Here is a 20,320-nt window from a genome sequence, read left to right on the forward strand (position 1 = left end):
CTCACCACCTGCGCGCACGCTACGGTGGACCGGCCGAACCGAATCGGCGACGACCCGCGTACGACGAGGTGGGGGCACAGCAACGCCATGGCACAGGGCACGGTCCAGGTGACGCACACCGGCACCTCGCGGTGGCGGCGCCGCACGGGTGAGTACGCATCGCTCGCCGCCGCCCTGGAGGCCGCGGCCGACGGTGACGTCCTCACCGTCGCCCCCGGGACCTACCGGGAGAATCTCGTCGTCCACCGGGCGGTGACCCTGCGCGGGCCCGAGGGCGGGCAGGGTTCGGTCCGGATCGCCCCCGTGGACGGCGTCCCGCTGACCGTGCGTGCCTCGGCGGTGATCCAGGACCTGCACGTGGAGGGTCAGGACGCGGCGGCGCCCGCGGTGCTCGTCGAGGACGGTGTGCCGGAGCTGCTGGGGCTGAGGGTGGTCGCGCGTTCCGCGTCGGGGATAGAGGTACGCGGCGGCGCGCGGCCCACGGTGCGGCGCTGCGTCGTCGACAACCCGGCCGGTGCCGGCGTCGCCGTCCTGGACGGCGGCGGGGGCGTGTTCGAGGAGTGCGAGATCGTCTCCGCGGGGCAGGCGGGTGTCGCGGTGCGCTCCGGCGCGCATCCCCGGCTCGACCGCTGCCGGGTGCACCACGCCTCGGGTTCGGGCCTGACGGTGACGGGCGAGGGTTCCGCGCTGGAGGCCGTGGGCTGTGAGGTCTACGAGGTGCGGGGCAGCGGCGTGCAGGTGACGAACCGGGCCACCGCGCACCTGACCGACTGCGACGTGCACCGCACCACCGGCGACGGCGTCACCCTCGACACGGACGCGGTGCTCACCCTCGCCGACTGCCGTATCCACGACGTCCCGGAGAACGCGGTCGACCTGCGCTCCCGCTCCGTCCTCACCCTGACCCGCACCAGTGTGCGGCAGTTCGGGCGCAACGGACTGTCGGTGTGGGACCCGGGCACCCGCGTGGACGCCAACCAGTGCGAGATCTTCGACAGCACCGGTGACTACCCGGCGGTCTGGGTCAGCGACGGCGCCACCGCGGTGCTCGACTCCTGCCGGGTGCACGACGTGCCTGACGCGTTGTTCGTCCTGGACCGCGGCTCGCGAGCGGACGTCGTGGACAGCGACCTGTCGCAAGTGCGCAACACGGCCGTGTCGGTGAGCGACGGCGCCACCGCCCAGCTCGACGACTGCCGTATCCGGGACGCTGCCACGGGCGCCTGGTTCCGCGACCACGGCAGCGGCGGCACGCTGAACAACTGCACCCTGGACGGAAATCGCACCGGTGTGATCGTCACCAAGGGCGCCGACCCCACCATCGAGCGCTGCACGGTCGACTCCCCTTCGGAGGCCGGCGTCTACGTGTCGGCCGGGGGCCGCGGGAGTTTCCTGAACTGCCGCGTGACCGGGAGCGCCGGGTACGGCTTCCACGTGATCGACGGCTGTCGTACGACGCTCCGGAAGTGCCGCACGGAGCGGTGCGCGCGGGGCGGGTACGAGTTCGCGGACGGCGGCGCGGAGGCGGGACGCGATGCCGGTCCGCTCGTCGAGGACTGCACCAGCGACGAGAGCGCCGGCCTGACCGCGCCGGCCGCGCCGGAGCCGGCCGTGCAGACGGTGAGCCAGTCCCCCGGCCTGCTGGGCTCCATCCCCGGGCAGCGCAGCGCCGAGCAGGAACCCCTGCTCGGCGGTACGGAACCGCGGGAGCCGGCGCGGACCTCCAAGGCCGTACTGGGTGAACTGGACGCCCTCGTCGGCCTGGACAGCGTCAAGCGCGAGGTGCGGGCACTGACCGACATGATCGAGGTGGGCCGGCGGCGGCAGCAGGCCGGCCTGAAGGCCGCCTCCGTCAAGCGCCACCTGGTGTTCACGGGCTCCCCCGGCACCGGCAAGACGACGGTCGCCCGCCTGTACGGCGAGATCCTCGCCTCCCTCGGGGTGCTGGAGAAGGGGCACCTCGTCGAGGTGTCCCGGGTGGACCTGGTCGGTGAGCACATCGGCTCCACGGCGATCCGCACCCAGGAGGCGTTCCAGCGGGCGCACGGCGGTGTGCTGTTCATCGACGAGGCGTACGCGCTCTCCCCCGAGGACGCCGGCCGGGACTTCGGCAAGGAGGCCATCGACACGCTGGTGAAGCTGATGGAGGACCAGCGGGACGCGGTCGTGGTGATCGTCGCCGGATACACCGCGGAGATGGAACGCTTCCTGTCCGTCAACCCGGGCGTCGCCTCCCGTTTCTCACGGACCATCACCTTCGGCGACTACGGGCCCGAGGAGCTGCTGCGGATCGTGGAGCAGCAGGCCGACGAGCACGAGTACCGGCTGGCGCCGGGCACGGCCGAGGCGCTGACGGAGTACTTCGCGGCGCTCCCGAAGGGCCCGGCCTTCGGCAACGGCCGTACCGCCCGCCAGACGTTCGAGGCGATGGTGGAGCGGCACGCGAGCCGGGTCGCCCAGCTCGCCGACCCGAGCAAGGACGACCTGACCCTCCTCTACGTCGAGGACCTGCCGGAACCGCGGCCCTAGCAGTCCTCCGTCCCGTCGTCCGCCGCCGGGACGGAGGACGGGCGACCGGTGTGGCGGGGTGCCGGTACCTCCGGGCGCAGGCGGGCGAGCAGCCGCTGCCGTTCCTCGGCGAAGGCCGGGTCGGCCTGGTATTCGGAGTGGCCGAGGATCGGGGCGGGCAGCGGGTGGAGTTCTGTGCGGCCGTACGTCAGCGGGTCCTTGAGGGGTGGGCGGTCCACCGCGGGGCCCGAGTCGCCGGGCAGCCGCATCGGGCCGCCGATGGGGTCGGTGCGCCGGTACAGGTTGCGCCAGCAGTCGATCTCCTCGTGCAGGGAGCCGAGCGCGGCCGGTCCGAAGTGGGCCGGGAACCAGCGGCCGTACAGGCGCTCCAGCGGGGAGCCGTAGGTGAGCAGGGCGACCCGTCTGCGGGCGGGCGGCTCCAGTTGCCAGGCGGCCGAGGCGGCGAGGACGCTGCCCTGCGAATGCCCGGAGATGACCAGCCGCCCGCCGGTGGCCCGGGTCCAGGTCGCCATCCTCCAGGTGAGGTCGGGCACCGCGCGCTCCGCGTAGCAGGGCGGCGCGAAGGGGTGGGCGGCGCGCGGCCAGAAGGTGCCGACGTCCCACAGGATGCCGATGGTGCGCCGTGCGGAGGCGTCCTTGTAGGCGCGCCTGCCCCAGGTGACGAACAGTATGAAGCCGAGGCCGACGAGCCAGGAACCCAGTGCCTGCGCCGTCTGGACGGCGCCGTGCACGACGGCGTACGTCCCGCGCGCCGCGTCGGCGGGCGTCCGGTCGGTCACGAGGGCACCGGCCAGGGCCGCGGCGCCGAGCAGCAGCGTGGTCGCGGAGACGAGGGCGACCAGGAGGGGCGCCCGGTCGGTGAGGGTGGCCAGGGCCCGGGTGAGCGCGATGCGCCGGGTGCGCCCGGAGTCCCCGGCCTCACCGGGGTGGTCGTCCTCGATGTCGGCCCGTTCGGCGCGGGCCAGGCGCCAGGTGTGGCGGGCGAGTACGGCGCAGAGCAGCAGGACGACGACGAGCAGCGCCGGGATGACGGACGCCTGCCAGGTCAGCAGGACCGGCGGCCCGTCGATGGAGGTACCGGTGCCGTCCAGCCAGTCGGCGACGCGCTGGGCGACGCCGCCGGACATCACTCCGCCCAGCGCGCAGGCCAGCATCGCGACGGACGGTCCGCCGAGACCGCGGATGGCGGCCCGGGCGTCGGGGCTGCTGCGGTGCAGCACGTGGGCGACCACGGCGAGGACGATGACCAGCAGGCCCTGGACGAGGGTGATGCCACCGAAGGTCATGTCCCCGGGCAGCCGCCCGGCGGACGACCACTGCGGGCGTGACCAGCCGCCGTACAGCAGGGCGAGGACGACAAGGACGAGGGCGCCCAGCGGCAGCAGCCGTACGAGGCGCTCGTCCAGTTCCCGGTCGAGGCGCCGCTCGCTGCGGCCCCGGCGGCAGACCACCGCGACCACGGCGACCGCCCCGGCGGACAGTGCCGCCAGCAGGAGCCAGCCCAGTGTGTCGAGCGGCGCGGGCCCGCCCGGCCGTCGGTCGAAGCGGGCCGCGGGCGCGCCGACCGCCGCGGCGACGGTCAGGAGGGCGGCGGCGGTGTGCGCGGCGCGCAGCCGGGCCACGAGGCGCCGCCCGTACCAGAACCCGGGCCGGCCGAGGGCGGTGCGGGCGGGGTCCTCCCCGGGAACCGGCTCCGGGCCGGACTCCGGGCCGGACTCGCGGTCCATCGGCTGCTGGGACTCGTAGGCCCGCCAGGTGCGCAGCGACAGGTACCACAGCAGGCCGGTGAGCACCGCCGGCACCGCGGCCGCGAGGGCGAGCCTGCGGCCGGGCGTGCTCCACCAGCCGCCGTCCGACATCACCGGCGACAGGAAACCCAGCCAGGAGTGCCGCTCGGCACAGGCGCGCGTGCCCGCGCACTGCCAGGCCACGAGGTCGAGCGCGACCTCGCACGCCCCGGCGACCAGCAGCACCGTCAAGGTCAGCCCCGCCAGCCGCACCAGCAGCCCGTAGAGGCGGATCGTCCGGGTCCGGCCGCGTGCGGTGGGCCGCATCCAGTGGGCGAGGTTGACGACCATGAAGGGCAGGAGCAGCAGCCACAGGGCGCGGGTGCCGTTGCCGGAGGTGAGGTTGCACCAGACGTACGCCTCGGGCACCGGCCGGCCCCGGTAGTCCTCGGGCCGGGACTCGGCGTCGGCGTCCTCGGTGCGCCGGAAGACGGCCGCGATGTGGTCGCCGGTGACCCGCACGGTCCGCGGGTCGTCCAGCATCTCGGCGGGCGTGGTGCCGCCCACTCCGTGGACCAGGAGTTCCAGGGCGGTGCCGCTCCTCCCGTCGCTGCTCCCGTCGTCTCTCCCGGCTCCCGCGTCACGCGGTCCGGGAGCGTCCCGCCCGCCCGTCCCGGCCCGCTCCTGCGCCTGTTCCACTGTCCGCACTCCCCCGGGTGACGTGCCGTCGGCTGTGTACGTGCGGGCACAAGGATCTCCGCTCGGCGGGGGCCGTGCACCCCTGGGCACGGAATCTCCCCGAACTGTGTGACAGGTGATGCCAGGACGAGACTGTCGTGACATGTGCGCGACGGGCAGGCGGTGGCGCGGCCCGTGCCGGGGCGTGCGAGGATGGGACGTCCGCGCACCGGAGCCGGGAGAGCCCCCGGTCGGAGCGGGTGCGCCGGGCGTGTCGGGCGGTTTCGCGGCGAAAGGACCGGAGCGTACGTGAGTGAGAATCCGAACCTCCTCGCGGAGCAGCGGCGCGCCCTGATCCTGGACGAGGTGCGCCGCCGGGGCGGGGTCCGGGTCAACGAGCTGACCCGCAAGCTCGGCGTGTCGGACATGACGGTCCGCCGCGATCTGGACGCGCTGGCCCGGCAGGGCGTGCTGGAGAAGGTGCACGGCGGCGCGGTCCCCGTGGTGGAGGCGAGCACACACGAGCCGGGGTTCGAGGCCAAGTCGGGCCTGGAGCCGACCGCCAAGGAGGACATCGCGCGGGCGGCGGCGGAACTGGTCGCGCCGGGTGCGGCGATCGCGCTGTCGGGCGGTACGACGACGTACGCGCTGGCGCACCGGCTGGTGGAGGTGCCGGATCTGACGGTGGTCACCAACTCGGTGCGGGTGGCCGACGTGTTCCACGTGGCGCAGCGCACCTCGGGGGCGCGGCAGGGCGCGGCCACGGTGGTGCTCACCGGTGGTGTGCGCACTCCGTCCGACTCGCTGGTGGGGCCGGTCGCCGACCAGGCGATCGCGACGCTCCACTTCGACGTGCTGTTCCTCGGCGTGCACGGCATATCGGCCGAGGCCGGCCTGTCGACGCCGAACCTCGCGGAGGCGGAGACCAACCGGCGGCTGGTGCAGTCGGCGCGGCGCGTCGTGGTGGTCGCCGACCACACCAAGTGGGGTGTCGTGGGCCTGAGTTCGTTCGCCGCGCTGGAGCAGGTGGACACGCTGGTGACCGACGCCGGTCTGCCGGCGGACGCCCGTGCGGAGATCTCGGAGCATCTGGGGCTCGTGGTGGCGGGCGAGCCGGAGACGGACGCGGCCGACTGACCTCGGGCGGCGGCGGGCCGACGCGTACGTAGCCCGCGCCCGGTCCCCGGCCTGTGGCCTGCTCGGCGAGGACGGACCGCCCGGACCCGGCTCGCGAGCGCGGGGTGCGCTCCCGAGTACGGCTCGCCCGCGCCGTTTCGTCCTCCGGCACCGCTGACACCCGGCGTGCCCCCGGCTATCGTGGCGCCACCCGTCCGACCGTCCGCGTCCGCGGCTTCGCTCAAGGGGGTTGTTGCGTCCATGGCTCACCGTCTGCGTCCGGTGGGAGCCGGCTTCGTCGAGACCGCGCCGGTACGGCTGGTCTTCGCACGCGAGATCTCCGCCGCCCCGGACCGGGTCTTCCGCGCGCTGGCCGAGGACGTGCCGGGCTGGCCGGCCTGGTTCTCGGCGGTGACGTTCGCCAGGCCCATCGGTGAGGGAGCGGGGCGCGAGATCCGGCTCAGGGGCGGTACGCGCTTCCTGGAGACGGTGCTGACGGCCGAGCGGCCCGAGGTGTACGCGTACCGCGTCGACGTCACCAACGCGCCCGGAGCCCGGGCCATGGTCGAGGAGTGGCGGCTGGCGCCCGCCGGGAACGGCACGCGCGTGCAGTGGACGTTCGCCGCGGACGGTACGCCGCTCTTCCGTTTCGTGCTGAACCGTGCGCGTCCAGGGCTGGGACGGGCCTTCCGGGACGCGGTCACCTCGCTGGACAGGCGGCTCGCCCGCCCGTAGGCGGTCCGGCTCCGCTCGCCGTCAGCCGGGCCAGGCACCCGTCCGCAGCAGGGTTTCGATCGTCGCCGTGTACGGCCCGATGTCCAGACCCTGTTGGGCGAGCCAGGCGTCCGAGTAGTACTTGTCGAGGTACCGGTCCCCCGGGTCGCACAGCAGCGTCACCACGCTGCCCTGCCGTCCCTCGGCCACCATCTCGGCGACGATCTTCAGCGCGCTCCACAGCCCGGTGCCCGTGGAGCCGCCCGCCTTGCGGCCGATGGCCCGCTCCAGGGCCCGGACGGCGGCGACGCTCGCGGCGTCCGGCACCTTCATCATGCGGTCGATCGCGCCGGGCACGAAGCTCGGCTCCATCCGGGGCCGGCCGATGCCCTCGATCCGCGAGCCGCGGTCGCAGACGACGCCCGGATCCGCGGTGGTCCAGCCCTCGAAGAAGCAGGAGTTCTCGGGGTCGGCGACGCACACGCGGGTGTCGTACTGCATGTAGTGCACGTAGCGTGCGAGGGTCGCCGAAGTGCCGCCCGTGCCGGCCGTGGCGACGATCCACGCCGGCTCGGGAAAGCGCTCCAGCCTCAGCTGACGGAAGATCGACTCGGCGATGTTGTTGTTGCCGCGCCAGTCCGTGGCGCGTTCCGCGTAGGTGAACTGGTCCATGTAGTGACCGCCGGTCTCGGCCGCGAGGCGTGCGGACTCCTCGTACATCCGGCGGGAGTCGTCCACGAAGTGGCACTGTCCGCCGTGGAATTCGATCAGGCGGATCTTCTCGGTGCTGGTCGTGTGCGGCATGACGGCGATGAAGGGGACGCCGACCAGCTTGGCGAAGTACGCCTCCGAGACGGCGGTGGAGCCGCTGGACGCCTCGATCACGGGGCGACCCGGCCGGATCCAGCCATTGCAGAGGCCGTACAGGAAGAGCGAGCGGGCGAGCCGGTGCTTGAGGCTGCCGGTGGGGTGGGTCGACTCGTCCTTCAGGTACAGGTCGATGCCCCAGTGCTCCGGCAACGGGAAGAGCAGCAGGTGGGTGTCGGCCGAGCGGTTGTTGTCGGCCTGGACCTTGCGCACGGCTTCCTTCAGCCAGGCCCGGTAGTCGGCGTCGCTGTGGTCGACGTCGAGGGTGGCGCCGGTGCGGGTTGGCCGGTGGGTGCTCACGACGGGGCTCCTTACGCTCGCGCCGACGGCGCTTCGCGCGGCCGACGCCTCGATCATATGCATCTTCAACACGCTTCTCACCTGCATAAACACACCTTTGGGAGCCTCAAAGGCACCACTGGGGCGCGTCCGGCGGCCGGACGGGGGCGCATTCGCGCGAGTGCTCCGGCCGCCTTCGGAAAGGGGCGGCGCGTACTGGTGCTCGGCGCGCGGTGCGGGCAGACTGCCAGCGGGCGGGACGGGATTCCCGGGGGTTCCCGCCGCGGGCGCACACTGGAGCACGACACGAGCCGGTACCGGGCCCAGCGAGGAGCACGGTCCGGCGACCGACGGGCACGAGGGGGCGACGGCATGGCGGAGCCGGAGTTCAGGGCCACGGGGGTGCGGATCGGCAAGCGGCTGCGTTCACTCACCCGGGCCGGGACGGTCCGGATCAGCGGTGGCCGGGTGGAGTTGCTGACCAGCTACGGCAGTGAGATCGACAGCGCCCCGGTGCAGGCGGTGCGAGCCTCCAGGCCTTGGTTCGCCCCCGAGGACCGCGCCCTCGCCGACCTCAACGGCAAGCGGTACCTGCTCACGCTCGGCGAGCGGGACCCCGCGCCGGGTGAGCCGGGTCCGCCGGCGGCCCGCCGTTTCATCGAGGCGGTGCGCAGGGCGGCGGGGCGACGCGCTTGAGATGGCCGTAAGTTGCGGTGCCTCACCCCTTGCGTCACGCTGGTCTCACGTCACTCTGGGTTTACCGGCGATAACGCTGCGAACCAGCCCGCCGGCCATGACAGCAGGCGGCGGCGCGCCGCGTGCGCCCTGCTGGATCCGAACTCCGTGTTCTTCCGGACCTCTAGTCGGGGAGTCGCAGCCGTGATCAGTCACCCAAGCAGACACTGCACGGTGGAGCTCCAAGCCCTGCCGTCGCGGATCGGCCAGGTCCGCAGAATCGTATCTGCGCAATTGCGCTACTGGCATATGGATTCCCTGATCGACCGGGCAGCGCTCGGCGTGACGGAGTTGTTGACCAACGTCCACCTGCACGCCCGTCCCGACAAGACGTGCACCGTGGAGATAGAGCTGCTCCTTGACCGGCTCACCGTCTCCGTGCGCGACCACGATCCGAGGCTGCCCGTGGTGGACGACGCCGCACCGCTGGCGACGTGCGGGCGCGGGCTCTCCATGGTGGCCGCGATGAGTGAGAGCTGGGGCGCCCGGCCGGACGGCGAGTCCGGCAAGGTCGTCTGGTTCACGCTCCCGACGGCCGTCCCCGCCGCGCAGGTCACCGCTCCCCCGGCCACCGCGCGCCCGCCCCGGCGTCTGGTCGAGGAGGTGCCGGCCGCCGCGTTCGCGGAGGTCGAGCACGCGGTCGACGTCGGCAGACCCCAACCCGCTCCCGCCCGGTCGGCCGTTGCCGGCTGACCGGGCGGTGACCTTTCGCTGCCGCGGGCCCACGGCTCAACCGAGCCGGGCGGGCCCCACCGCGGCCGGGGCGCCGAAGCGGGCCTCGCCGTCCCGGGCGGCGTTCGCCGCGGTCAGGCCGCGCCGCCCTTGTCCGTGCGGCCGAACCGCTCGTCCAGCACGGACAGCCGGCGCCAGTATTCGTCCTCGTCGATCTCGCCGGTGGCGAAGCGGTGGCCGAGCACGGTGATCGGCGAGTTGTCCGGGGCGGCGGGCGGGCGGCCGGGGCCGCGGCGGCCGCGCCACACGGTGCGGCGCAGCAGCGTGACGCCGCCGGCGATCACCAGTGCCCAGAGCAAGGGGAAGAACAGGATCCACGGCCCGGGTGCGCCGTCGCCGAAATGTGCCAGGGTCTGCATGTCGTCCAACTCCTCGGTCGCGGTGTTCTCGGTGTCGCTTCCGAGCGTCGCTCCGTCCGGGACCCGTGGCGTCGTACGGCCGGTGGCAGTGCGGGTACCGCGCGGGGAGTACGGGGGCCGTCCACCCGTGCTTCCCGCGCCGCCGGGCCACGGTCCCAGTACGTGTCATGATCGCGCCGCCCGGGACAACGGCTTAGGCTGGCGGGCATGTTGAGACTCGGCATCCCTGTCATCGGCGTCACGGACGTGCCGCGTGCCGTGGAGTTCTGGACGGCGGCTCTGAACCTGGTCGTCTCCGAGGAGTGGACGAGCGAGACCTGGCGGACGCTGGATCACGCGGACGGGTCCGGGCGGGCCCTCGGGCTGCTGTACAGCGAGTCTCCTGCCGAGCCTCGTCCCCGGCTGCACCTGGACCTCTTCGTGGACTCGGCGCAGGAGCAGCAGGCGGAGGTGCGGCGGCTGATCGGGCTCGGTGCGCGGGCCGTCGACTGGGAGCTGTATCCGCCCGACCCGGACTTCGTCGTCCTCGCCGACCCGGACGGCAACATCTTCTGCGTCGTCGACCTCAGCCACGCGCCGAGCGGCGGTGACCGCCCGACGGCCTGAGGAGGGCGGAGGCCGTCCTCAGGAGAGCGCGCCCAGCGGGTCGTCCAGGACCGGCTGCCAGGCCAGTTCGGCGGCGCCGACCAGGCTGTTGTGGTCCAGACCGCAGGGCAGGATGGGCACGCCGCCGCTCTGGCCCCACAGGCTGCGGTCGGCGACCACGGCGCGCAGCCGCTCGGGGTCGGCGTCGAGGAGCGCGCGGTGGAGTCCCCCCAGGATGATGCGGTCCGGGTTGAGGATGTTCACCAGGCCGGCGAGGCCGAGTCCGAGGCGGTCGATGAGGGTCTCGGTGGCGGTGCGGACGGCCGGGTCGGCGTAGTGGCCGCGGATCAGGTCGTACGACTGCTGGAGCAGGGAGACCTCCGGTCCCGGCTCGCGGCCCGCCGCGGTGAGGAAGGCCAGCGGGTCGGTCTCCACGTCCAGGCAGCCCCGGCTGCCGCAGTGGCAGGGGCCGCCGTCGGGGTTGACGGTGAGGTGGCCGACCTCCAGGGCGAGGCCGGAACTGCCGCTGTGCAGACGGCCGTCGAGGACGAGGGCGCCGCCGACGCCGCGGTGACCGGTGGCCACGCACAGCAGGTCGCGGGCGCCGCGCCCGGCGCCGTGCCGGTGCTCGGCGAGGGCTGCGAGGTTGACGTCGTTGGCGGCGAAGGCGGGGCCGTCGAGGCCGGCGGCGCGCACCTGTTCGGCGAAGATCCGGCGCACGGGGGCGCCCGCGGGCCAGGCGAGGTGGAGAGGGTTCAGGGCCAGGCCCTCGGGCTCCGCCACGGCGGAGGGCACGGCGAGTCCCGCGCCCACGCAGCGCCGGCCGGTCTCCCGCAGGAGTTCCGCCCCCGCCTCGACGACGGAGCCGAGCACCTTCGCCGGGTCGGCGTCCACGACCTCGCAGCCGGGGGCGGTGGCGACGATGCGGCCGCCGAGTCCGACCAGGGCCGCGCGGAACCCATCGGCGTGGACCTGGGCGGCGAGGGCGACCGGTCCGTCCTCGGCGACCGCGAGGCGGTGCGAGGGCCGGCCCTGGGAACCAGCGGCCGCGCCGGGCCGGGCGTCGACCCGGATCAGGCCGAGCGCCTCCAGTTCGGCGGCGACCGCGCCGGCGGTGGCCCGGGTCACGCCGAGTTCCGCGGTGAGGACGGCCCGGGTGGGGGCGCGTCCGGTGTGCACGAGCTCCAACGCGGGTCCGAGCGCGCCGCGCCCCCGGTCCAGCCGCGTCCTCGAGGTGGTCCCTTCCCCCGCCGCCCGGGGGTCCGCCTTGCCGCTCATGAGGGGGAGTCTCCCATGATCCGCGGGTGCGGTGGTCCTAGAGCCCGCTGACCCGGAGCGTGATGTTCAGCCGCCCGGTGAGCCCCAACTCGGGCGGCGCGGTGCCCGGGTGCACGCGCGGTACCCCGTGGTACGCGAGCCGGGACGGCCCGCCGAAGACGAAGAGGTCACCGCTGCGCAGCTCGACGTCGGTCCAGGGGCGGGTCCGGGTCTCGGGGTTGCCGAAGCGGAAGACGCAGGTGTCGCCGAGGCTCAGGGAGACGACGGGCGCGTCGGACCTCTCGTCGGCGTCGCGGTGCATGCCCATCCGGGCGTCGGCGTCGTAGAAGTTGATCAGCGCGATGTCGTAGGGCGCGTCCGCCGCCGCGTCGGCGCCCAGCGCGTCGGAGACCGCCCGCCGGGCGAGGTCGCCGAGCCGGGCGGGGAAGGGCTTCACGGGGGCGCCGTCGCCGTCGACGACGGTGCGGGCGTAGCCGTACGGGTACCAGTGCCGGCCGAGGCAGACCTGCCGGGCGGTCATGGTGCCGCCGCCGGGTGTGCGGACGGTGCGCAGCCCGGCCGGCGGGCGGGCCCACTCGCGGCAGGCGGACAGCAGCTCGCGCTGCCGTGCGGGCTCCAGCCAGTCGGGGACGTGCACGGCACCGGGCGCGGTCTCGGCGCGCGCCCTGGGAAACAGCTCGGCCTCCATGCCCCCCATCCTGCCCGACACGGCCTGAGCTGCGGCTCGGCTAGCCTGGACGCACGATGAACGACCGCAGCGACCGTATGACGACCCCGTGGGGGGAGCAGGTGCTCACCCGCTTCCCCGAGGACCCCCGCGACCGGCTCCGGGCCTGGGACGCCTCCGACGAGTACCTGCTCGGGCACCTCGCGGAGCAGGACGTGCCGCTGTCCGGCACGGTGGTGGTCGTCGGCGACCGCTGGGGCGCGCTGGTGACGGCGCTGGCCGCGCACCGTCCGGTGCAGATCACCGACTCCCACCTCGCCCGGGAGGCGACCCGCGTCAACCTGGAGCGGGCGGGCGTCGCACCGGACGCCGTACGGCTGCTCACCACGCGGGACACGCCGCCGGACCGGATCGACGTGCTGCTGGTGCGGGTGCCCAAGAGTCTGGCGCTGCTGGAGGACCAGTTGCTGCGGCTGGCGCCCGCGCTGCACGAGGGCACGGTGGTGGTCGGCACCGGGATGGTGAAGGAGATCCACACCTCGACACTGCGGCTGTTCGAGCGGATCGTGGGGCCGACCCGTACCTCGCTGGCCGTGAAGAAGGCCCGGCTCATCCTGGCCACGCCGGACCTCTCGCTGAAGCGGCCCGCCAACCCCTGGCCGCTGAGCTACCGGCTCCCCGAGGGCGTCGGTCCGGTCTCCGGGCGGACCGTCGTCAACCACGCCGGTGTCTTCTGCGCGGACCGGCTCGACATCGGCACCCGATTCTTCCTCGGGCACCTGCCGGACACCGGCGGTTTCCGTCGGGTGGTGGACCTCGGCTGCGGCAACGGCGTGGTCGGTACGGCGGTGGCGCTGGCCGACCCGGACGCCGAGGTGCTGTTCACCGACGAGTCCTACCAAGCCGTGGCCTCGGCGCGGGCCACGTGCGAGGCGAGCGGGGCGGCGGGGCGGGCCGAGTTCCGGGTGGGCGACGGGCTGACCGGAGTGCCGGACGGCAGTGTCGACCTGGTGCTGAACAACCCGCCCTTCCACTCCCACCAGGCGACGACCGACGCCACCGCCCGGCGGATGTTCACCGGGGCGCGGCGCGTGCTGCGCCCCGGCGGTGAGCTGTGGGTGGTCGGCAACCGGCACCTGGGCTACCACGTCGCGCTGCGGCGGCTGTTCGGCAACAGCGAAGTGGTCGCGAGCGACCCCAAGTTCGTGGTGCTCAGAGCGGTCAGGAAGTAGGACACGGGCTCAGGAAGCAGGGCGGGCGGTCACCCCGTACTACAGGCGATCACCTCGATGAGCGTCGACACCGTCCGGACCATGGCCTCCCGTCCCGCGGTGAGGTAGCCGCGGGAGTCCGCCGCCTCGGGGCGGGCGGCCAGGTACTCCCGGATCGCGCCGGTCATGGCGAGATTGAGCGCGGTGCCGACGTTGACCTTGGCGATGCCGCCGGCGACGGCCGCGGCGAGTTCGTCGTCCGGGACCCCCGAGGAGCCGTGCAGGACGAGCGGCACGTCCAGGGCGCCGGACAGGGCCTTGAGCAGGTCGTGGTCGAGGGCGGCGGTGCGCGTCGTCATGGCGTGGGAGCTGCCGACGGCCACGGCCAGGGCGTCCACGCCGGAGTCGGCGACGAAGGCCCGCGCCTCGGCGGGGTCGGTGCGGGCGCCGGGCGCGTGGGCGTCGAGCGGCGGCGCGACGGCTCTCCCCCGCCCGCCCGGCCCGGCCTTGCCGCCGACCTCCCCCAGCTCCGCCTCGATCCACAGTCCCCGGGCGTGCGCCCAGTCGGCGGCGGTCCGGGTCGCCGCGAGGTTCTCCGCGTACGGCAGCCGGGAGGCGTCGTACATCACGGAGCTGAACCCGGCGTCCGGGGCCTGGCGCAGCAGGCCGTCGCTCTGGACGTGGTCCAGGTGCAGGGCGACGGGCACGGCGGCGCCCTCGGCGGCGGCCACGGCCGCGCGGGCCAGCGGCAGCAGGCGGCCGTAGCGGTACTTCACGGCGTTCTCGCTGACCTGGAGGACGACGGGCGTGCGCACGGCCTCGGCGCCCGCTATGACGGCCTCGACGTGCTCCAGGGTGATGACGTTGAAGGCGGCGACGGCGGAGCGCGCGGCTGCGGCACTGCCCACCAGGTCGCCGGTCTTGGCGAGGGGCACGGTCTCTCTCTTTCCCCGGGATCCTTCCCGGGCGCCGGAACATGGTTGTCGGGCGGACGTCAGGGGGCGAGGATCACCGAGCGGGTGAGGTGGCGGGGCCGGTCCGGGTCGAGGCCGCGCAAGGCGGCGACGGCGACGGCGAGCCGCTGGGCGCGGACCAGTTCGGCGAGCGGGTCGAGGTGGCCGGGCACCCACATAGCGCCGGTGTCCCGGACCTGCTCGGCCAGCCCTTCGGGCGCGTCGCCGAACATCCAGGTGGCCGTGCCCTCGGTACTGATGCTGATGGGGCCGTGTCGGTACTCCATCGCCGGGTATGCCTCGGTCCAGGACAGGGAGGCCTCGCGCATCTTCAGGCCGGCCTCGTTGGCCAGTCCGACGGTCCAGCCCCGGCCGAGGAAGGTGAACTGGGTGCGCTCGACGAGCCCTTCGGGCAGTTCGGCAGCGAGGGCGGTGCGGGCGTCGGTGACGACCGTGTCCGTGTGCAGGCCGAGGTGGGCGCGGAGCAGGGTCAGGGCGGTGGTCGCGAAGCGGGTCTGCACGACGGACCGTTCGTCGGCGAAGTCGAGCACGACCACGTCGTCGGCGGCGGTCATGACCGGCGTGGCCGGGTCGGCGGTGAGCGCCACTGTCCGGGCGCGGCCCTTCAACTCGGCCAGCAGTCCCAGTACTTCGGTGGTGGTGCCGGAGCGGGTGAGGGCGACGACCCGGTCGTACGCGCGGCCCCGCGGGAATTCGGAGGCGGCGAACGCGTCGGTCTCGCCCTGGCCCGCGCCCTCGCGCAGCGCCGCCGCCGACTGGGCCATGAAGTACGAGGTCCCGCAGCCGACGATCGCCACCCGCTCCCCCGCCGCCGGGAGCGCCGCCGCGTGCCGTGCCGCCTCGGCTGCGGCGCGTGTCCAGCACTCGGGCTGGCTGTTGAGCTCGTCTTCGACATACGTCATGCCGCACACTCCCCGATCACCGAGCGGTCTGATTATTCCTGCAAGATATAGCCATCTTTCGAGCACAATCAAGCAATCTTGGGAAGTGTGCGGTGCGCTAGGGTCGGCGGGGAACGAGGAACGGAGGCGCGGATGTCGCGCGACGCCCGCTGGAAGGCACTGCTGGAACTGCTCGTCGAGCGCGGCCGGCTGGACGTCGAGGAGGCTGCGGCCGAGCTGGAGGTCTCGGCCGCGACGATCCGCCGTGACTTCGACCGGCTGGCGGAGCAGCAGATGCTGGTGCGCACCCGCGGTGGCGCGGTCGTGCACGGGGTGTCGTACGAACTGCCGCTGCGGTACAAGTCGGCGCGCCACGCCTCCGAGAAGCAGCGCGTCGCCCAGGCGGTCGCCGCCCTGGTCGCGCCCGGCGAGGCGGTGGGCCTGACCGGCGGCACGACCACCACCGAGGTGGCGCGCGCGCTGGCCGTGCGCGCGGACCTGGCCTCGGGCACCCCGGCGCTGACCGTGGTCACCAACGCGCTCAACATCGCCAACGAGCTGGCGGTCCGGCCGCAGTTCAAGATCGTGGTGACGGGCGGGGTGGCCCGGGCTCAGTCGTACGAGCTGATCGGCCCGCTCGCGGACGGGGTGCTGGGCCAGGTGACGGTCGACGTGGCGGTACTGGGGGTCGTCGCCTTCGACGTCACGCACGGCGCCGCGGCCCACGACGAGGCGGAGGCGGCGATCAACCGGCTGCTGTGCGAGCGCGCCGAGCGCGTGGTCGTCGCCGCCGACTCCAGCAAGCTGGGCCGTCGGGCCTTCGCCCGGATCTGTGCGACCGAGTCGGTGGACACGCTGGTCACGGACGGTTCGGCCGACCCGGACCTGGTGCGGCGGTTCGAGGAGAGCGGGGTCCGGGTCGTGCTGGCCTGACGGGCGACCGCCGCGGGCCGCGGCCGTCGCCCGCCGGGAATCCCGCCGGTCGCCGGTGGCGTCTGCCGACCATCCGACGGCTCCCGCCGGTCACCCGGCGGGACGGTGACCTCGCCGCACGCGGTCGCCCCGGGAGCCTGATGGGGACCGTCGTTCGCCCGTCCGGGACCAGCGGCCGCCCGCAGCCCGCCGACCACCCGACGGCCGCCTGACGGCGTCCGAGGGCGTCGGGCGTCAGTGGCCGTGCCCGTCGGAGTGTTCCGTCGTCGCGGTCGGGGCCGGGTCCCGGTCCTGCGTGCTCGGTGCCGATCCGGCCCGTACGGTGAACGCCGCGGTGTGGACCTCGCCCCGGTGCTGGAAGTCCAGGAAGAGACGGTAGGTGCCGGCGGTCGGGGCGGTGGCCGTGAAGGAGATCTCCGGGCCGGGGCTGGTGGTGCCGTCACCGGGTTCGCCGTTCGGGTGGACGTGGAGGTAGGCCAGGTCGCCGGAGCGCAGGGCGACCAGGTGACCGTAGGCGCCGAGGTAGGGCTGCAGGTCGGTCACGGGTTCGCCGTCGCGGGAGACCACCAGCCGCAGCTCGCTCGGGCGCCCGGGGCTCAGGGAGCCGGCGAGCTCGACCTGGTAACCGTGGGTCGCGGCCCTGCTGTTCGGAGCCGGCAGTGGTGCGGGCTCGTAGCGGCCGGACGCGGCGAGGTCGGCGCCGAGCGTGAGGTTCTCCGCGCCCTTCTTCGCCGGGGTGAAGTCGGCGAAGACGCGGTAGCCGCCCGCGCCGGGCAGGTCGACGGGGGTGCTCCAGGTGCCGTCCGCGGCTCGGACGGGGTGCAGGTGGCGGTAGGTGACCAGGTCGCGCGAGGCCACGATGAGGTGCAGTTCCTTGTCGTGCTCGCGCTGGTACGCGGTGACGGCTTCGCCGTCGGCGTCCTGGACGGTGAAGCGCAGCTCGCTGCGTTCACCGGCGGTGACGCGTGGGGTGGCCAGGTCGAGGGTGTATCCGTTCTCGGAGATCTGCAGTCCGCCGGCCGGTGCCGTCTCGTGCTGCCCGTGCCCCCCGCCCTGCTCGGATTCGACCGAGGGCCGGCTGTGCTCGTCGTGCGGCGCGGGCGCGCTCTCGGCGACGACCGGCTCGACCGCCGTGCCGACGCCGTAGGCGGCGCCGAAGGTGGCGGCCAGCGCGGCGGTGAACGCGGTGATCCTCAGTCCGGTGTTCATGGCGGTCGCTCCTCGAGTTACGGGTCTCCGGCTCACGGGAGACCTCTTCATGCACTTCACGATACCCCTAGGGGGTACTGAGTCAAGGGGTGGCCGGCACTTGCGCTCAATACCCCGCAGGGGTATACATGACGTCGGCAGGGGTACCCCCGGCCCGTATCCGTCCGCATCGCACATCTGGAGGAAGACAATGACTTCGATCAGCACCACCTACTCCGTCGCCGGCATGACCTGCGGTCACTGCAAGGCGACGCTCACCCGGGTGATCGGTGAGCTGGACGGAGTCACCGGTGTCGACGTCCAGCTCGATTCCGGCCGGGTCACCGTCACCGCGACCGCCGAGCCGGACGACACCGTGATCGCCGAGGTCGTCGACGAGGCCGGCTACGAGCTGACCGGCCGCGTCTGACCGCCCCCCGCACTCCCCCCGCCGCACCGCGGGACCCGCGGCGCCGGGTCCCGGCCGACGACCCGCATCAGGAGCAGCCATGACCACCAGTACGACCGGCGCACCGACCGAGGTAGAACTCGCCATCGGCGGCATGACCTGCGCCTCGTGCGCCGCCCGGATCGAGAAGAAGCTCAACCGGATGGACGGGGTCACCGCCACCGTCAACTACGCGACGGAGAAGGCCAGGGTCAGCTACGGCGCCGACGTGTCCGTCCCCGAGCTGATCGCCACGGTCGAGGCGACCGGTTACACGGCCCGCGAGCCCGAGCCGGTGCGTACTGAGTCGGAGTCCGGCCCGGAGAGCGCCGAGGCCGCCGACGAGTTGCGGCCGCTGCGGGAGCGGCTGGTCACCGCGGTGGTGCTGGCCGTCCCGGTCATCGCGATGGCGATGGTGCCGGCGCTGCAGTTCGAGTACTGGCAGTGGCTGTCGCTGACCCTGGCGGCGCCCGTGGTGACGTACGCCGCCTGGCCCTTCCACAAGGCCGCCTTCACCAACGCCCGGCACGGCGCGGCGACCATGGACACGCTGATCTCGGTGGGGACGTCGGCGGCGTTCCTGTGGTCGCTGTGGGCGCTGTTCTTCGGCACCGCGGGCACGCCCGGCATGACGCACCCCTTCGAGCTGACCATCGCCCGCAGCGACGGCGCCGGGAACATCTACTTGGAGGCCGCCGCCGGGGTGACCGCCTTCATTCTGGCGGGCCGCTACTTCGAGGCCCGCTCCAAGCGCAAGGCCGGCGCCGCGCTGAAGGCCCTGCTGGAGCTCGGCGCCAAGGACGTGACGGTGCTGCGGGGCGGCGCCGAGGAGCAGGTCCCGGTCGCCGAGCTGAGGGTCGGGGACCGTTTCCTGGTCCGTCCCGGCGAGAAGATCGCGACCGACGGCACGGTCGTCGAGGGCACCTCGGCCGTCGACGCGTCGATGCTCACCGGTGAGTCGGTGCCGGTGGAGGTCGGCGTCGGCGACGCGGTCACCGGCGCGACCGTGAACGCCGGCGGCCGTCTGGTGGTCGAGGCCACCCGGGTCGGCGCCGACACCCAGCTGGCGCGGATGGCGAAGCTGGTCGAGGACGCGCAGAACGGCAAGGCCGCAGCCCAGCGGCTCGCCGACCGCATCTCCGGTGTCTTCGTGCCCGTCGTCATCGCCCTGGCGCTGGCCACCCTCGGATTCTGGATCGGCAACGGCTCGGGACTGGCGGCCGCGTTCACCGCCGCCGTGGCGGTCCTGATCATCGCCTGCCCCTGCGCCCTGGGCCTGGCCACGCCGACCGCGCTGATGGTCGGCACCGGGCGCGGCGCCCAGCTCGGCATCCTCATCAAGGGCCCCGAGGTGCTGGAGTCCACCCGCAAGGTCGACACCGTCGTCCTCGACAAGACCGGCACCGTCACCACCGGCCGCATGACCCTGCTCGCCGTGCACACCGCCGACGGCACCGACGAGGGTGCCGTGCTCCGGCTGGCGGGCGCCCTGGAGCACGCCTCCGAGCACCCGATCGCCCGCGCCGTCGCCGACGGAGCCCTGGAGAAGCTGGGCGCGCTGCCCACGCCCGAGGACTTCGCAGGCGTCCCGGGGCTCGGTGTGCAGGGCGTCGTCGACGGCCACGCCGTCCTCGTGGGCCGCGAGAAGCTGCTCGCCGAGTGGGCCATGGAGCTGCCCGCCGAGCTGGCCCGGGCCAAGGCCGAGGCCGAGGCGGCGGGCCGCACCGCGATCGCCGTCGCCTGGGACGGCGAGGCCAGGGCGGTCCTGGAGGTCGCCGACGCCGTCAAGGGCACCAGCGCCGAGGCCATCGGCCGGCTGCGCGCCCTTGGCCTGACGCCGATGCTCCTCACCGGCGACAACAGGGCCGTCGCCGACTCGGTGGCCGCGGAGGTCGGCATCGCTCCCGAGCACGTCATCGCCGAGGTCATGCCCGAGGACAAGGTCGACGTCGTCAAGCGCCTCCAGGACGAGGGCCGTTCGGTGGCGATGGTCGGGGACGGGGTCAACGACGCCGCCGCGCTCGCCCAGGCCGACCTGGGGCTGGCCATGGGCACCGGCACCGACGCCGCCATCGAGGCCGGCGACCTCACCCTGGTCCGCGGCGACCTGCGCGCCGCCGCGGACGCGATCCGGCTGGCCCGCAAGACGCTGGGCACCATCAAGTCCAACTTGTTCTGGGCCTTCGCCTACAACGTCGCCGCGCTGCCGCTCGCCGCGGCCGGGCTGCTCAACCCGATGATCGCCGGAGCGGCCATGGCCTTCTCCTCGGTCTTCGTCGTCGGCAACTCGCTGCGGCTGCGGGGCTTCAAGGCCGCGAGCTGAGCCGCCCGCGCCGCGCGAGGCCACGGGCCCGGCCAACGGGGGCGGCCCCGAGGCCGCCGCGCGCGGCCCGGGGGGCCCGGGCGAGAGCGCCGCCCC

General features: G+C 74.0%; 18 protein-coding genes. 10 read left to right on the forward strand and 8 right to left on the reverse strand.

The window, feature by feature from the left end; all coding sequences use genetic code 11:
• The first annotated feature begins 87 nt into the window (after nucleotides 1–87).
• The gene (locus ACFW47_RS29830) at nucleotides 88–2,529 is read left to right on the forward strand and encodes a right-handed parallel beta-helix repeat-containing protein (protein WP_386286600.1); all 2,442 of its coding nucleotides are present in this window, start codon (nucleotides 88–90) and stop codon (nucleotides 2,527–2,529) included.
• Here ACFW47_RS29830 and ACFW47_RS29835 read toward each other — a convergent pair.
• Nucleotides 2,526–4,955, reverse strand: coding sequence for a hypothetical protein (locus tag ACFW47_RS29835; protein ID WP_386307656.1), 2,430 nt, complete (start codon nucleotides 4,953–4,955; stop codon nucleotides 2,526–2,528). The two genes, ACFW47_RS29830 and ACFW47_RS29835, sit on opposite strands and share 4 nt — an antisense overlap.
• 288 nt (nucleotides 4,956–5,243) lie before the next feature.
• Between ACFW47_RS29835 and ACFW47_RS29840 the strand changes: the two genes are divergently transcribed.
• The gene (locus ACFW47_RS29840) at nucleotides 5,244–6,071 is read left to right on the forward strand and encodes a DeoR/GlpR family DNA-binding transcription regulator (RefSeq protein WP_386286603.1); all 828 of its coding nucleotides are present in this window, start codon (nucleotides 5,244–5,246) and stop codon (nucleotides 6,069–6,071) included.
• 240 nt (nucleotides 6,072–6,311) lie between these two features.
• Nucleotides 6,312–6,785: an SRPBCC family protein gene (locus ACFW47_RS29845; protein WP_386286605.1), complete on the forward strand. Its 474-nt coding sequence runs from the start codon at nucleotides 6,312–6,314 to the stop codon at nucleotides 6,783–6,785.
• Nucleotides 6,786–6,806: 21 nt separating this feature from the next.
• Here ACFW47_RS29845 and ACFW47_RS29850 read toward each other — a convergent pair whose 3' ends face one another.
• Nucleotides 6,807–7,931, reverse strand: a complete 1,125-nt coding sequence (locus ACFW47_RS29850; protein WP_386286606.1) for a PLP-dependent cysteine synthase family protein — start codon at nucleotides 7,929–7,931, stop codon at nucleotides 6,807–6,809.
• Between the two features lie 351 nt (nucleotides 7,932–8,282).
• Between ACFW47_RS29850 and ACFW47_RS29855 the strand changes: the two genes are divergently transcribed.
• Complete coding sequence (locus ACFW47_RS29855) at nucleotides 8,283–8,606, forward strand: hypothetical protein (RefSeq protein ID WP_073731154.1); 324 nt, start codon at nucleotides 8,283–8,285, stop codon at nucleotides 8,604–8,606.
• Nucleotides 8,607–8,789: 183 nt separating this feature from the next.
• Nucleotides 8,790–9,338, forward strand: a complete 549-nt coding sequence (locus ACFW47_RS29860; protein WP_386286608.1) for an ATP-binding protein — start codon at nucleotides 8,790–8,792, stop codon at nucleotides 9,336–9,338.
• Between the two features lie 113 nt (nucleotides 9,339–9,451).
• Here the strand turns inward: ACFW47_RS29860 and ACFW47_RS29865 are convergent, their stop codons facing one another.
• A complete protein-coding gene (locus tag ACFW47_RS29865) occupies nucleotides 9,452–9,736 on the reverse strand; it encodes an SHOCT domain-containing protein (RefSeq protein WP_386286610.1) in 285 nt (94 codons plus the stop codon).
• Nucleotides 9,737–9,943: 207 nt separating this feature from the next.
• On the opposite strand from ACFW47_RS29865, the gene ACFW47_RS29870 reads away from it, so the two are divergent.
• Nucleotides 9,944–10,342: a VOC family protein gene (locus tag ACFW47_RS29870; RefSeq protein WP_386286612.1), complete on the forward strand. Its 399-nt coding sequence runs from the start codon at nucleotides 9,944–9,946 to the stop codon at nucleotides 10,340–10,342.
• A gap of 18 nt (nucleotides 10,343–10,360) precedes the next feature.
• Here the strand turns inward: ACFW47_RS29870 and ACFW47_RS29875 are convergent, their stop codons facing one another.
• Together ACFW47_RS29875 and ACFW47_RS29880 are read right to left on the reverse strand one after the other, a co-directional pair.
• Nucleotides 10,361–11,599 carry an ROK family protein gene (locus ACFW47_RS29875; protein WP_386286614.1) on the reverse strand — a complete coding sequence of 413 codons (1,239 nt, stop codon included), beginning with the start codon at nucleotides 11,597–11,599 and terminating at the stop codon, nucleotides 10,361–10,363.
• A 37-nt stretch (nucleotides 11,600–11,636) separates the two neighbouring features.
• Nucleotides 11,637–12,287, reverse strand: coding sequence for an alpha-ketoglutarate-dependent dioxygenase AlkB family protein (locus ACFW47_RS29880; RefSeq protein WP_386286615.1), 651 nt, complete (start codon nucleotides 12,285–12,287; stop codon nucleotides 11,637–11,639).
• A gap of 77 nt (nucleotides 12,288–12,364) precedes the next feature.
• Between ACFW47_RS29880 and ACFW47_RS29885 the strand changes: the two genes are divergently transcribed.
• On the forward strand, nucleotides 12,365–13,498 hold the full coding sequence (locus tag ACFW47_RS29885) for a methyltransferase (RefSeq protein WP_386286640.1): 1,134 nt from the start codon (nucleotides 12,365–12,367) through the stop codon (nucleotides 13,496–13,498).
• Between the two features lie 29 nt (nucleotides 13,499–13,527).
• Here ACFW47_RS29885 and ACFW47_RS29890 read toward each other — a convergent pair whose 3' ends face one another.
• Nucleotides 13,528–14,412 carry a ketose-bisphosphate aldolase gene (locus tag ACFW47_RS29890; protein WP_386307658.1) on the reverse strand — a complete coding sequence of 295 codons (885 nt, stop codon included), beginning with the start codon at nucleotides 14,410–14,412 and terminating at the stop codon, nucleotides 13,528–13,530.
• A gap of 59 nt (nucleotides 14,413–14,471) precedes the next feature.
• Nucleotides 14,472–15,353 carry an SIS domain-containing protein gene (locus ACFW47_RS29895; RefSeq protein ID WP_386307659.1) on the reverse strand — a complete coding sequence of 294 codons (882 nt, stop codon included), beginning with the start codon at nucleotides 15,351–15,353 and terminating at the stop codon, nucleotides 14,472–14,474.
• 132 nt (nucleotides 15,354–15,485) lie between these two features.
• On the opposite strand from ACFW47_RS29895, the gene ACFW47_RS29900 reads away from it, so the two are divergent.
• Nucleotides 15,486–16,265, forward strand: a complete 780-nt coding sequence (locus tag ACFW47_RS29900; protein ID WP_386286621.1) for a DeoR/GlpR family DNA-binding transcription regulator — start codon at nucleotides 15,486–15,488, stop codon at nucleotides 16,263–16,265.
• A gap of 234 nt (nucleotides 16,266–16,499) precedes the next feature.
• Here ACFW47_RS29900 and ACFW47_RS29905 read toward each other — a convergent pair whose 3' ends face one another.
• Nucleotides 16,500–17,474: a hypothetical protein gene (locus tag ACFW47_RS29905; RefSeq protein WP_386307660.1), complete on the reverse strand. Its 975-nt coding sequence runs from the start codon at nucleotides 17,472–17,474 to the stop codon at nucleotides 16,500–16,502.
• A 190-nt stretch (nucleotides 17,475–17,664) separates the two neighbouring features.
• On the opposite strand from ACFW47_RS29905, the gene ACFW47_RS29910 reads away from it, so the two are divergent.
• Together ACFW47_RS29910 and ACFW47_RS29915 are read left to right on the forward strand one after the other, a co-directional pair.
• The gene (locus ACFW47_RS29910; protein WP_386307661.1) at nucleotides 17,665–17,883 is read left to right on the forward strand and encodes a heavy-metal-associated domain-containing protein; all 219 of its coding nucleotides are present in this window, start codon (nucleotides 17,665–17,667) and stop codon (nucleotides 17,881–17,883) included.
• Nucleotides 17,884–17,962: 79 nt separating this feature from the next.
• Nucleotides 17,963–20,224 carry a heavy metal translocating P-type ATPase gene (locus ACFW47_RS29915; protein WP_386286627.1) on the forward strand — a complete coding sequence of 754 codons (2,262 nt, stop codon included), beginning with the start codon at nucleotides 17,963–17,965 and terminating at the stop codon, nucleotides 20,222–20,224.
• Nucleotides 20,225–20,320 lie beyond the last annotated feature (96 nt).

It is taken from the genome of Streptomyces sp. NPDC058796, from assembly GCF_042745235.1.
Classification (GTDB): domain Bacteria; phylum Actinomycetota; class Actinomycetes; order Streptomycetales; family Streptomycetaceae; genus Streptomyces.